We start from the raw sequence: 11,832 nt of genomic DNA on the forward strand, positions 1-11,832 counted from the left end.
TCGGAGTCAGTTAGAGTGTGCAAGTGACGTCCACCACGCCCAAACCACCCCCAACCGCACCCAGGACCGGCACGGAGAGCGGGGTGGTGGATGGTGTCGAGCCGCCGAAGCGGCGGCGGAATCGGGCTGCCCGGGAACGCGAGATGCTGGAGGCAGCCGAGCGGATCTTCGGCGAGCGCGGCTACCAGGGCACGTCGATGGACGACGTCGCGGCCGAGGTCGGGGTCTCGAAGCCGCTGATCTACCAGTACTACGGCTCCAAGGACGGCCTGTTCCTCGCCTGCCTCGCCCGCCTCCGCGCCCAACTCCTGGAGACCGTGTCCGACGCGGTGATGGCCGCCACCGACGCCGAGGACGCGCTGTACGCCGGCTTCGTCGCCTGGTTCCAGTTCCTCGACGACCACCCGCAGGCCTGGTCCGTCCTGATCGACGAAGGCATGCTCAGCACCAACCCCGCCGCCGGACCCGCAGCGGCCGCCACCGACGAGGTCCGCGCCGCCTTCATCGAACTGATCTCCGCGATGGTCCGGATGAACCTCCCACCCGGTCGCACCGCCGACAACGACGAGATCGAGATCATTGCCCAGAGCATCTCCGGCGCCACCGAACGCCTGGCCATCTGGCGCAGCCGGGTTCCCGCCCCACCCACTCCGGAGAAGGTGGCCCGGACCCTCCAAGACCTCCTCTGGCAAGGCCTCCAAACCCTCAGCACCACCTGACCAGCGGTACCGTGCCGCGGTGGATCTGTTCATGGAGGCATGGACAGCGTTGCGTACGGCGGTCGCGGAGACGCCGGACGAGGACTTCGGGATGCCGTCCGGCTGTGCAGGGTGGTTGGTCCGGGATCTCGTGTGTCACCTGGTCATCGACGCGCAGGATGTGCTGATCACCCTGGTCACGCCCGCCGAGTCCGAGCCGACGCGCAACGCGGCGACGTACTGGGAGGTCTCGCACACACCGCCGACCGGTGACGATCCGCTGGACGCGCTGATCCCTCGACTGGCTGCCGCGTACGGAGATCCGGGGTTGCTCAAGTTCCACCTGGACGACCTGGGATCTGCCGCGGGACGGGCCGCCGTCCTCGCTGATCGGGGTGCGCGCGTGAGCACCAAGGAGCAGGTGCTGATCGTTGAGGACTACCTTTCGGCGTACGTGCTCGAGGGGACGTTGCACCACCTCGACCTGATTGCGCACCGGCCGTCGGCAGCCGCGCCACCGGCCGAGACGCTCGCGGCAGCGCGTGCCCTGCTCGAGGAGATCGCTGAGGCACCGTTCCCCAGGGAGTTGTCCGACACGGATGCGCTGCTGATCGGGACAGGGCGGCGTACGCCGACCGCTGCGGAGGAAACCACCTTGGGCGGCCTGGCCGCGCGCCTTCCGCTCATCCTCAGCTGACGTGCACGGCCGGCCTTCGCTATTCCTCAGCCGGCCTTCGCTTCTCCTCAGCTCGACAAACTAGTCGGCTTTGAAGTCGGCGAGGAGTTCCGCGACGAAGTCGTGGACGCCGCTCACGGCCTCAGGATTGCGGGTCCGGTAGTACGGGGTCGCGATGATCGTCAACGACAGGACCCAGGCGCGGGCCCGTGCCCAGGTGTCGTGGTCGACCTCCATCGCCTCGCGAAAGGCGCGCCGCGAGTCGCCCTTGAAGGTGTACCACGCGGCGAGCAGATCGGCCGCCGGATCGGCGGCCCAGGCGGTGCCGAAGTCGATCACCGCCGACAGCTTGCCATCGGCAACCAGTATGTTGCCGGGCATCAGATCACCGTGGATCCACCGCGGTGAACCGTCGAAGGTGTCCGACGCCAGCGACTCCTCCCAGGCGGCGAGCAGGAGTCCGGTGTCGAACTCGTCCCGCAACTGCTCGACCGCTTCGCGGAACAGCGTGTCCCGCGGGGCCAGCGGCGTACCGCGGCTGAACGGATCGTCCGGCGGAACGGGGGCACCGGTCGTGTCGACCTCCTGCAAGGCGTGAACGAATCCGGCCAGGTCCCGTGCGGCGGCCACCGGGTCGGCGAGCCGGTCCAGTTCGAAGGTCTCACCCTCCAGCCACCGGTACACGCCCCAGGTGAACGGGTAATCCGCCGCCGGCTCTCCGAGCGCCAGCGGCGCCGGTACGGCGAGCGGCAGATGCGGAGCCAGCCGCGGCATCCACGTCAGATCCTTCTCGACCTGCCCCTGCGTCGACGCGGTCCGCGGCAGACGGACCGCCAGGTCATCACCGACCCGGAACGTCACATTGTCCGTGCCCGACGATTTGACCACCTGGATCGGAAGGCCGGCCCAGCTCGGGAACTGCTCCGCCAGCAGACGCGCCACCAGCGACGCGTCGATATCGACCTCGTCGTCGTGCAACTTGCGAACCTTGGACACGGCACCGGAGCCTCACAGTCCTCCTTCCACAGGTCAACCCAATTCCAGCGGAGTCGAAATGTTCAACCATGAGCCGCCGAACTACGACTGCCCGTTCTGCCGCCTGGCCGCCGGTGGCGGAGACCACCTCACCACTCAGAACGACGTCGTACTGCGAACAGACCGCGCCCTCGCCTTCGTAGCCTCCCGCTGGTGGCCCAACAACCGCGGTCACGTGCTCGTCGTCCCGACCGCGCACCACGAGAACCTGTACGACCTCCCGGCATCCGACGGCCACGCCGTACACGACGTCGTCCGCGCGATGGCCATCGCGATTCGTCAGACCTACGACTGCGAAGGCATTTCCACCAGGCAACACAACGAGCCGGCCGGCTACCAGGACGCCTGGCACTACCACGTCCACGTGTTCCCGCGGTATCCCGGCGACAACCTCTACAACACCCGCCACCTCGCCGACCCCGCCAGCGTCGAGGATCGGCTGCCCTACGTACGTCGTCTGAGCGCCTATCTGGCCGGGGTGCGGGAGGACCCTGAGGAACGACCCTGAAACCCGGCTGACGGATGTCATGGGTGGGTCGTGACGAGCGATCCAGGGGCGGAACGGCGTACTCGCGGAAGCTTTCAGGTATGACGACAACGAGTGCGGTCAGCCTGACGGGCGTGACCAAGAAATACGGGGCGGTGCAGGCAGTCGCCGGGGTGGATCTGACCATCCGGGCCGGCGAAGTGGTCGCGCTGCTGGGGCCGAACGGGGCCGGAAAGTCCACGACGATCGAGATGCTGCTGGGGTTGGTACGGCCGGATCAGGGCAACGTACAGGTGTACGGCGGTACGCCGACCGACGCGATCACGAAGGGCCAGGTCGGGGTGATGCTGCAGAGCGGCGGCATCATCGAGGACGCCAAGGTCGGCGAACTCCTGAACCTGGTCGCGGGCCTGCACACGAACCCGATGCCGGTGCAGGAGGCACTTGAGAGTGCCGGCATCGCGGATCTGACCGACCGGAAGATGAAGGGCCTGTCGGGCGGGCAGAAGCAGCGTGTGCGGTTCGCGATGGCGATCCTGCCGCAGCCGGACCTGATCGTGCTGGACGAGCCGACGACCGGGATGGACGTCGAGTCGCGGCGCGACTTCTGGGCGTCGATGCACGCCGAGACCGCACGCGGCCGGACCGTGCTGTTCGCCACGCACTACCTGGAAGAGGCCGACTCGTACGCCGACCGCGTCGTCCTGATGCGCAACGGCAAGGTCGTTGCCGACGGCACCTCGGCGCAGATCAAGGCGAGCGTCTCCGGCCGGACCATCCGCGCGACCGTCCCGGGCGCCGATCTTGCGGCGCTCGCGTCGCTGCCAGGTGTCCGCAACGTCGAGACCCGCGGCGACGTCGTCCTGCTGCAGTGCGCGGACTCCGACGACACCCTGCGGTACCTGCTGAACAACACCCCCGCCCACGACATCGAAGTGACTTCCGCAGATCTCGAGGACGCCGTCCTGGCGATCTCCGCAGGCAGCGCCATTAAGGAACGGGAGACCCTCGCATGAACCGCGACTACCTGATGTTCGACATCCGCCGCACGCTGCGGAACCGGCGGGTGCTGATCTTCTCGATCCTGATGCCGTTGGTGCTGTTCATGATCTTCGGCCTGACGCTGCCCGACGACGCGAACGAGGGCGGGATCTCCGCGATCGCCTACGTGATGGTGAGTATGGCGATGTTCGGCTCGATGTCGGCCGCGATGAGCAGCGGCGGCGTGATCGCGGCCGAGCGCGACGGCGGCTGGAACCGCACCCTGCGGCTCACCCCGCTGAAGCCGCAGGCGTACGTGACCACGAAGGTGATCCTGTCCCTGCTGCTGGCGATCCCGCCGCTGCTGGTCGTGTTCCTGTTCGGCCTGATCGTCGGGCACGTGCACCTGGACGCCGGGCAGTGGGTGACGGTCGCGCTGGTGTCGTGGCTGGGTGCCCTGCCGTTCGCCGCGATCGGCCTGGTCATCGGGTACGTCGCCAAGCCGGACAGCGTGCAGCCGATCACCGGTCTGGCCACGATGCTGATCGCGGCCTTCGGCGGACTGTGGCTGCCGGTGGACTCGATGCCGTCGCTGATGAAGCACATCGCCCAGCTGACTCCGGCGTACTGGACGAGTCTGAGCTCCCGGAGCGCGTTGACGGACAACGGCCTGGACATGCAGGCACTGCTGGTGGTGCTCGGCTGGACCGTCGTACTCGGGTTCATCGGCCTGCGCCGGTACCGCGCCGACACCGCGCGGGCCTGAGCGACGCTAGTCTGAGCCAAGGCATACCGTGACCACCATGAGTCGGACGCCAACCCTGCTGGATGCGCTGGCCGAGCGCGAAGACCGCTCCGGCCCGGGCCGGTGGGGTTGGCTGGCGGCCGGGGTCTGGCTGTTCTACCTAGCTCAGCCGTTCCAGGAGATCGCGTCCACCCAGCATGGCGCGATGCGGGTGTTCGGCCTGGCCACGGTGATCCTGTTCGCGATCGCGTACCTCGGGTTCTTCGGCTGGCTGCGCCGAGTCGGCCTCGGGACCGGCGCCATCCCGATGTGGCAGCGGCTGGCATACCTGGCCGGGATGCTGGCGCTGACGTTCCTGATGCTCCCGACGGCCGGCCAGAAGGCACTTACCTGCCTCGTCTACATCGCGGCAATCGCGGTGATGGCGCTCGACGTCAAGGTCGCGGTGCCGCTCGTGGCCGTGTTGCTCGGCGGCGCGGAGCTGTCGATGCGACTGGTGCCGGGCTGGACCGACGACGGCAGCTACGGCTTCGCGATCTTTCTCGGCGCGCTGGCCGTGTTCGGGATGCGGCGGGCGATCCAGCGCAGTATCGAGCTGACCAGGACCCGCCAGGACATGGCCAAGCTGGCCGTCCAGGAGGAGCGGAACCGGTTCGCCCGGGACCTGCACGACATCCTCGGCCACTCGCTGACCGTGATCACGGTCAAGGCCGAGCTGGCCGGCCGGTTGATCGAGGCGAACCCGGACCGGGCCGCGGCCGAGGTGGCCGATGTGGAGAGCCTGGCCCGGGCGGCGCTGGCCGACGTACGCGCGGCCGTCGCGGGGTACCGCGAGCTCAGCCTCGCCGGTGAGCTGGTGTCGGCGCGGGCCGCGTTGCAGGCGGCCGAGATCAAGGCCGACCTGCCGACCACCGTCGACGAGGTGCCCGAGGACAACCGTGAGCTGTTCGCCTGGGTGGTCCGGGAGGGCGTGACGAACGTCGTACGCCACTCCGGCGCGAAGCGATGCACGATCCGGATCACCGCCAACCAGATCGAAGTACTGGACGACGGGAAGGGGCCGACGCCCGGCGGCGGCGCGTCCGGGCACGGCCTGGTCGGGCTGCGGGAACGGGCGGACGAGGCCGGTGCGAGTGTGCAGGTCGGCCAGGCGCCTGGAAGCGGATTCCGGCTGGCTGTCAGAGTTGGCCCGTGAGTATCCGACTGCTGATCGCGGACGACCAGGCGCTGGTCCGTGGAGCCCTGGCCGCGCTGCTGGACCTCGAACCCGACCTGGATGTGGTGTCCGAGGTCGGTCGCGGCGACGAGGTGATCGCGGCCGCGAAGGCAACCACGCCGGACGTTGCCCTGCTCGACGTCGAAATGCCCGGGCTGGACGGTATCGACGCCGCCGCCGCGCTGCGGACTGCCGTACCGGGCGTGCGGGTGCTCATGGTGACGACCTTCGGCCGGCCGGGATACCTGCGCCGCGCGATGGAGGCGGGTGCGGCCGGTTTCGTCGTCAAGGACACGCCTGCCGCGCAACTCGCGGACGCCGTACGACGGGTGCACCAGGGGCTGCGTGTCGTCGATCCGTCACTCGCCGCCGAGACGCTCGTCGCGGGGACGAGCCCGCTCACCGGCCGGGAGTCCGACGTACTGCGGGCCGCCCGCGAGGGAGGCACCGTCGCGGACATCGCCAAGGACCTTCACCTGTCCGAGGGCACCGTCCGGAACCACCTCTCGGCCGCGATCGGCAAGACCGGTGCCCGGACCCGGGCCGAAGCCGCCCGCATCGCCCTGGACAACGGCTGGTTGTAACAGGTCGAGACCTCTAGGGTTGCCCTAGGGTGTGTCTGATGGTCCCGCGCCGTAGCGAGTGCCGCGCAGTAGGCGTGGGATCATCAGACACACCCTTGGGGAGGGATCTGCATGTCAGTCGAGCAATTCAGTGTGCGGGGGCGGTTGGCGGACACCGGTGAGGGGATCACCGGTGACGAGTTGCAGCTCGCGGCACGTAATCACGGGATGCCGATGGAGGCGTTGCGGTACGACGTGACGCCGGCCGGGCTGCACTACGTGCTGGTGCATTACGACATCCCGATGACGAACGCGTCCCACTGGCGGCTCACCGTCGACGGCTGTGTCGAGCAGCCGTTGTCGTTCGGCCTGACCGAGTTGCGCGCGATGGGTCGCCGTACCGTCCGGGTGACGTTGGAGTGCGCAGGCAACGGACGCGCCGCGTTGCAGCCGCGGCCGATCAGCCAGCCGTGGCTGACCGAAGCGGTCGGTACGGCGGAGTGGACCGGGGTGCTGCTGTCCGATCTGTTGCGGGCGGCCGGGATCCGTTCCGATGCCGTGGATGTGGTGTTCACCGGTGCGGACCACGGGGTCGAGCGCGGGATCGAGCAGGACTACCAGCGTGGGCTGACCCTCACCGAGGCGATCGACTCCGGCGCGATCATCGCCTGGGAGATGAACGGGCAGCCGTTGCCGCCGCAACACGGGTATCCGCTGCGCCTCGTCGTACCCGGCTGGTACGGGATGGCGAGCGTCAAGTGGCTGCGGTCGATCGAACTGATCGACCACGCGTTCGAGGGTTTCCAGAACGCGGTCGCGTACCGGCTGCGCACCGGACAGGACGATGCGGGCGCGCCGGTGACCCGGATCGAGCCGCGCGCGCTGTTGATCCCGCCCGGGTTCCCGGACTTCATGAGCCGGCACCGATTCGTTGCCGCAGGCACCATCACGCTGGAGGGCCGGGCCTGGTCCGGCTGGGGGCCGATCGAGCGGGTCGAGATCAGCACCGACGCCGGTGTCACCTGGCAGACGGTCAAACTGGATGCCCCCGGCAACGACGAGTACGCCTGGCGGGCCTTCACCCATGACTGGGAGGCCACACCCGGCGAGCACGTACTCACTGTCCGCGCGTACGACGCCAGCGGCCGCGAGCAACCGATCGAGGCCCCGTGGAACCGCGGTGGTTTCGCCAACAACTCGGCCCAACGGACCAGCGTCCTCGTGACCTGATCACTCCGCGTGTCGCTGGCCGATTCCGCGGTTCGCCCGTTCCATGCTGGAGACGTACACGGTCTCACTCCAGGGAGTGGTGCGGTGAACGAGCTGGGAACGGAGATCCACTTGCACGCGCGGGTGTTTCGGACCGCGGGCGAGTGGTATGCCGACATCGAGGACGAACTGGATCCACAGCCGGACAACCCGCTCTGGTACGGCTCCTACGAATCCCAGCGCGCCGCGATCGACGCGGCGTGCGCGCGGATCGCGGCGATGCACCTCGCCTGGTCGCGCGAGACCGAGGTATCCGCTGTGTCGGCCTGAGTGGACTTGACCTTCACGTAAGGGTGAAGGTTCAGGCTCGGGGCATGACCACACCAGTCGCCGGGCAGGAGATCCGGCTCAAACGTCGACCCACCAGCACCAGTCTTCCCGGCATCGAGGACTTCCAGCTCGCCGACCAGGCCGTCGGCAGTCCGCGCCGGGGTGAGGTGCTGGTGCAGAATCTCTTCCTCTCCCTCGATCCGATGATGCTGGCGCTGATCCAGGGCCGGCCGGGCCTGCCGATGCCGGCGTACGAGGTGGGACAGGTGATGTACGGCGCCGCGGTCGGGAGGGTGCTGGAATCCGGGGATCCGTCGCTGTGGCCCGGCGATCTCGTCGTCCATCAGTTCGGCTGGAGACAGTACGCCATAGCGCCGGCCGGCCGCGTCCGCAAGGTCGACGACCTGAACGCGTCTCCGTCGGCGCACCTCGCCTCCGGAGTCGTCGCGTACGCGGGATTCCGCCTCGCCGGACTGCGCGAAGGCGACACGGTGTACGTCTCCAGCGCGGCGGGCGCAGTGGGCAGTCTCGCTGGGCAGCTCGCCAAGCTCCTGGGTGCCGGTCTGGTCGTCGGCAGTACGGGCTCGGCCGGCAAGGTCGCCAGGGTGCGTGAACTCGGGTACGACGCTGCCTTCGTCCACCACGACGGCCCGATCGCGGACCAGCTCCGCGTGGCCGCTCCCGACGGGATCGACTGCTACCTCGACCTTGCCGGCGGCAACCATCTGGCCGCCGCGGTCGAGGTCATGAACCCGCGCGGACGGATCGCTCTGTGTGGTGCGCTCGAGCAACAGCTCACCGGCGTACCCGGCCCTGGCCTCGATGCGTTCCAGCTGATCGCGAAACAGCTCACCGTGCGGGGGCTTCACGATCGGCGCACACGCCGACCTCGCAGCGGAGTTCGCGCCGCGGTACCGAGACTGGTTACGCGACGGTTCTCTCCACCTCACCGAGAGTGTGGTCGACGGCCTGGCGAACGCACCGGCCGCGCTGCTCGAACTGCTGGCAGGCCGGAGAATCGGGAAGACAGTCGTGCGGGTCTGACGTTGGATCCCGGTGTGATGATCGGAGAGCTCGCGCGACGGACCGGAACGACCACGCGCACGCTGAGGTTCTACGAGGAGCAAGGCCTGCTGGAGTCCGACCGGTCCGGGAACGGCTACCGGAGGTATGCACCGGACGCCGAGGTGCAGGTACGCCGGATCCGGGACCTGCTCGCCCTCGGCTTCACCGTCGGCGACGTCCATGATCTGATCGGCTACCTCGACCGCGACCTGCCCGAGGTGTTCGAGCCGGCGCCGTGCTGCGCCGAGGGGTTCGTCATCGGCGCAGCACGGGTGGCGGATCTGACCGAGCGTATCGACGCGCTGACCGTCCTGCGCGAGAAACTGCTCGGCAAGATGCCCTGGTTGCGAACCTGAATCACTCGGGCTCGTTGGCTGACTTCCCGCCGATCCGGTACGGCGTGGTGACGCCCTCGTACATGAGGTGGGTCATCAGGCCCTGGGAGGCGTGCGGGAGGTTGTGACAATGGTCCATCCAGACACCGGGATTGTCGGCGACGAACGCGACCTCGTAGGTCTCGTCGTTGCCGACCTCGAGGGTGTCGATCCACCACGGTGAGCCGGTGGCCTTGACACCGTTGCGGGACAGCACGACGGCGTGGTGACCGTGCAGGTGCATCGGGTGCGCCTGACCGCTGCTGTTGGAGATCTTCATCCGTACAACGTCGCCCTCGGCAACCATGTACATCGGTACGTCGGGGTACTTGTGCCCGTTGATCGTCCACCACAGCCCCGGCACCCCGTCGAGGAATCCCGGCCGCCGCCCGATCCGGTACTCGAAGTTCCGGTCAGCCTTCGCCGGGTCGAACCCGAGCGCGTCCGGCGTACCGTACTTCAGCAGATCGACCGTCTCCCCCGGCAACTCGGCCGACGGCGGCTCAGTGCCTGCCGGACCGATCCCGACCGACACGTTGGCCGCGCCAGCCACCAGCCGCATCCCACCCGCGGGCACCTCGGCCTCGAGGTCGACGCGAGCGCCGGCCGCCAGCGCGTACGCCGCGGTCACGGCCGTAGGACCGTGTACGTCGCGACCGTCCACGGCGACCACCTTGTACGGCGTGCCGATCAGACCGACGCGCAGGATCGAGTTGTCCGTGTTCACCACCCGTACGCGGGCCGTCGTACCGGCCGGCAGGTCGACGTGCTGCGAGCCCGTCCGCCCGTTGATCGTCCGCTTCCCGTCGTACGTGTGGATCGCGGCCACGACCTCACCGGGCTCCTTGGGCGCGATCACGATCGTGCCGAACAGGCCGCCCTTGACCTCGTCGGCGGAGACCTGGTGGGAGTGGTACCAGTACGTCCCGGCCTGCTCGGCGCGGAAGCGGTACACGTACTTCGCACCGACCGGTACGGCGTCCTGCGTCACGCCTGCGACACCGTCTTCGGCGTTGGGTACGTCGATCCCGTGCCAGTGCAGGGTCGCGCCGTCCTTGACGGATTCGTTGACCAGCGTGACCTGGACCAGATCGCCGACCTTCGCCCGGATCAGCGGACCTGGCGAGGTTCCGTTGAGCGTGTAGCCGTCGACTGTCTCGCCACTCGCGAGCTGGAACTTCTGCTTCCGCGCCGTCAGCGTCACCGCTACATCCGGCATACCGGTCTGCGGGCCGGTGAGGTCGGCGACGTTCATTCCGTGGTGGTGCTCGTGCCCGCCGGAGTCCGGTCCGCCGCCGAAGTCGGCGTACCCCATCTCGGTCGGGGAATAGTCGCCGGGGACCAGGCTGGTCGCCCAGAGATACCCCAGCGGTACGAGTACCGCCAGGGCGATCCCCAGAGCGATCAGCCGGCCCCGCAAGCGGCGCGGTTTCGCCTCAGCCACTGGTCACAGTCTGGCTGGGTACGGCGGCCCGTCGTGCAGCAGCACCCGCCACACCGGCGATCGCCAGACCGTTGATGCCGTGCAGGACGCCGAGCGCCGGCAGCCCGAAGGACACCACCGCGAGAACGAACTGCAGTGCGACCAGGCCGACCACGATTCCGGCCAGGGTCCGGCCGCGCGGGACGTCGGTCAGGAACGACACGATCAGGAAGATCAGCGCGAGCAGACCGATCGCCGTACCGGCGATGCTGTGGTAAGCCTGCCCGAAGTTGCTGTAGTCCGCCCCGATCGTGGTTCCGTCGTCGGCGTCCTTGGCGATGGTGAAGCCGGCCAGCGCGATCGCCGCCACCTGCAGCACCACCGCGATCGCGATCAGCAGACCGAAGGTCCGGTACGTCGCCCTCATGCGCGACGCTCCTGCCGGCGCTTACGGATCACGATGACCGCGGCCACGATCAGCGCGAACAGCAGGATCGGCGGATGCCCGCCGCCCACCGTGCACCCGATCCCCGCGACCAGCCCGATGATCCCGAGCACGATCAGCACCGGCAACGGGATCTTGCCCAACGGTCCCCGAGCAGCCCACTCCGGCCGCCCCTTGCCCCAGCCGCCCTTGCCGCGTCCGCCCGGCCCGGTCGCGCCGGCGGCGTTCTCCGGCGACGTCCACGGCGGCCGCTGCCAGCCCCACGGACCGGTCCAGCCCTCCTGGCTCGCGCTCGCACCGCCCTGGTGCTCACCCGGAAGGTCCGCGAACAGCCCGGCCAGATCGGCGTCGGTCTTCGCTTCCAGTGCCTGACCGACGCGCTCGGTGTGCTCCTCCGCGCTGAGCCGGCCGGCTTCGTAGTGCTCGCCCAGACGCCTGATCGCGTCCTCGCGTTCGCTGTCGCCGATACGGATCGGTCCGCCCGGCCTCTCGTCGTTCATGACACTCCTCGGTGCTCGACTTCTGCGATTGCACCAAGCGTGTCTTTCAATCCCCTGTCACCGCGTCGCCTCAGCGGCGACACCT

Annotated in this window: 14 protein-coding genes; 10 read left to right on the forward strand and 4 right to left on the reverse strand. The window is 68.8% G+C overall.

Annotation, left to right across the window (positions count from 1 at the left end; all coding sequences use genetic code 11):
- The first annotated feature begins 23 nt into the window (after positions 1-23).
- Together E0H73_RS37200 and E0H73_RS37205 are read left to right on the forward strand one after the other, a co-directional pair.
- Positions 24-719: a TetR/AcrR family transcriptional regulator gene (locus E0H73_RS37200; RefSeq protein WP_238164519.1), complete on the forward strand. Its 696-nt coding sequence runs from the start codon at positions 24-26 to the stop codon at positions 717-719.
- A gap of 19 nt (positions 720-738) precedes the next feature.
- A complete protein-coding gene (locus E0H73_RS37205) occupies positions 739-1,395 on the forward strand; it encodes a maleylpyruvate isomerase N-terminal domain-containing protein (protein ID WP_131364525.1) in 657 nt (218 codons plus the stop codon).
- Positions 1,396-1,455: 60 nt separating this feature from the next.
- Here the strand turns inward: E0H73_RS37205 and E0H73_RS37210 are convergent, their stop codons facing one another.
- Entirely contained in the window at positions 1,456-2,370 is a 915-nt protein-coding gene (locus E0H73_RS37210) for an aminoglycoside phosphotransferase family protein (RefSeq protein ID WP_131364527.1), read from the reverse strand.
- A gap of 58 nt (positions 2,371-2,428) precedes the next feature.
- Between E0H73_RS37210 and E0H73_RS37215 the strand changes: the two genes are divergently transcribed.
- The 8 genes from E0H73_RS37215 to E0H73_RS37250 all read left to right on the forward strand — a co-directional run bounded on the left by E0H73_RS37215 (position 2,429) and on the right by E0H73_RS37250 (position 9,361).
- On the forward strand, positions 2,429-2,917 hold the full coding sequence (locus E0H73_RS37215; RefSeq protein WP_131364529.1) for an HIT family protein: 489 nt from the start codon (positions 2,429-2,431) through the stop codon (positions 2,915-2,917).
- 80 nt (positions 2,918-2,997) lie between these two features.
- The gene (locus E0H73_RS37220) at positions 2,998-3,912 is read left to right on the forward strand and encodes an ABC transporter ATP-binding protein (protein ID WP_131364531.1); all 915 of its coding nucleotides are present in this window, start codon (positions 2,998-3,000) and stop codon (positions 3,910-3,912) included.
- Positions 3,909-4,643: an ABC transporter permease gene (locus E0H73_RS37225; protein WP_131364533.1), complete on the forward strand. Its 735-nt coding sequence runs from the start codon at positions 3,909-3,911 to the stop codon at positions 4,641-4,643. The genes E0H73_RS37220 and E0H73_RS37225 overlap by 4 nt, the downstream gene beginning before the upstream one ends.
- Positions 4,644-4,680: 37 nt before the next feature.
- A complete protein-coding gene (locus E0H73_RS47590) occupies positions 4,681-5,817 on the forward strand; it encodes a sensor histidine kinase (protein WP_131364535.1) in 1,137 nt (378 codons plus the stop codon).
- A complete protein-coding gene (locus tag E0H73_RS37235; RefSeq protein ID WP_131364537.1) occupies positions 5,814-6,422 on the forward strand; it encodes a response regulator transcription factor in 609 nt (202 codons plus the stop codon). Before E0H73_RS47590 ends, E0H73_RS37235 begins: the two co-directional genes overlap by 4 nt.
- A gap of 111 nt (positions 6,423-6,533) precedes the next feature.
- On the forward strand, positions 6,534-7,631 hold the full coding sequence (locus E0H73_RS37240; protein ID WP_131364539.1) for a sulfite oxidase: 1,098 nt from the start codon (positions 6,534-6,536) through the stop codon (positions 7,629-7,631).
- 84 nt (positions 7,632-7,715) lie between these two features.
- Positions 7,716-7,940, forward strand: coding sequence for a hypothetical protein (locus E0H73_RS37245; RefSeq protein WP_238164520.1), 225 nt, complete (start codon positions 7,716-7,718; stop codon positions 7,938-7,940).
- Positions 7,941-7,984: 44 nt separating this feature from the next.
- Positions 7,985-9,361 carry a zinc-binding dehydrogenase gene (locus E0H73_RS37250; RefSeq protein ID WP_131364541.1) on the forward strand — a complete coding sequence of 459 codons (1,377 nt, stop codon included), beginning with the start codon at positions 7,985-7,987 and terminating at the stop codon, positions 9,359-9,361.
- A 1-nt stretch (position 9,362) separates the two neighbouring features.
- Here E0H73_RS37250 and E0H73_RS37255 read toward each other — a convergent pair whose 3' ends face one another.
- Genes E0H73_RS37255 through E0H73_RS37265 form a run of 3 tightly spaced genes read right to left on the reverse strand, consistent with a single transcriptional unit; the run spans position 9,363 to position 11,747 of the window.
- Entirely contained in the window at positions 9,363-10,823 is a 1,461-nt protein-coding gene (locus tag E0H73_RS37255; protein ID WP_238164521.1) for a multicopper oxidase family protein, read from the reverse strand.
- Positions 10,816-11,229 carry a hypothetical protein gene (locus E0H73_RS37260; RefSeq protein ID WP_131364543.1) on the reverse strand — a complete coding sequence of 138 codons (414 nt, stop codon included), beginning with the start codon at positions 11,227-11,229 and terminating at the stop codon, positions 10,816-10,818. Before E0H73_RS37260 ends, E0H73_RS37255 begins: the two co-directional genes overlap by 8 nt.
- Positions 11,226-11,747 (reverse strand): DUF1707 SHOCT-like domain-containing protein, encoded by a 522-nt coding sequence (locus E0H73_RS37265; RefSeq protein ID WP_131364545.1) that lies wholly within the window; start codon positions 11,745-11,747, stop codon positions 11,226-11,228. The genes E0H73_RS37260 and E0H73_RS37265 overlap by 4 nt, the downstream gene beginning before the upstream one ends.
- Between the last annotated feature and the right edge of the window lie 85 nt (positions 11,748-11,832).

The organism is Kribbella pittospori (assembly GCF_004331465.1).
Taxonomy (GTDB): Bacteria; Actinomycetota; Actinomycetes; order Propionibacteriales; family Kribbellaceae; genus Kribbella; species Kribbella pittospori.

What these genes read in the sequence shown, in the direction of transcription:
- E0H73_RS37215 (WP_131364529.1), top strand. Translation starts at nt 2,429, where the DNA reads ATGTTCAACCATGAGCCGCCGAACTACGACTGCCCGTTCTGCCGCCTG.
- E0H73_RS37220 (WP_131364531.1), top strand. Translation starts at nt 2,998, where the DNA reads ATGACGACAACGAGTGCGGTCAGCCTGACGGGCGTGACCAAGAAATAC.
- E0H73_RS37225 (WP_131364533.1), top strand. Translation starts at nt 3,909, where the DNA reads ATGAACCGCGACTACCTGATGTTCGACATCCGCCGCACGCTGCGGAAC.
- E0H73_RS47590 (WP_131364535.1), top strand. Translation starts at nt 4,681, where the DNA reads ATGAGTCGGACGCCAACCCTGCTGGATGCGCTGGCCGAGCGCGAAGAC.
- E0H73_RS37240 (WP_131364539.1), top strand. Translation starts at nt 6,534, where the DNA reads ATGTCAGTCGAGCAATTCAGTGTGCGGGGGCGGTTGGCGGACACCGGT.
- E0H73_RS37250 (WP_131364541.1), top strand. Translation starts at nt 7,985, where the DNA reads ATGACCACACCAGTCGCCGGGCAGGAGATCCGGCTCAAACGTCGACCC.
- E0H73_RS37260 (WP_131364543.1), bottom strand. Translation starts at nt 11,229, where the DNA reads ATGAGGGCGACGTACCGGACCTTCGGTCTGCTGATCGCGATCGCGGTG.
- E0H73_RS37265 (WP_131364545.1), bottom strand. Translation starts at nt 11,747, where the DNA reads ATGAACGACGAGAGGCCGGGCGGACCGATCCGTATCGGCGACAGCGAA.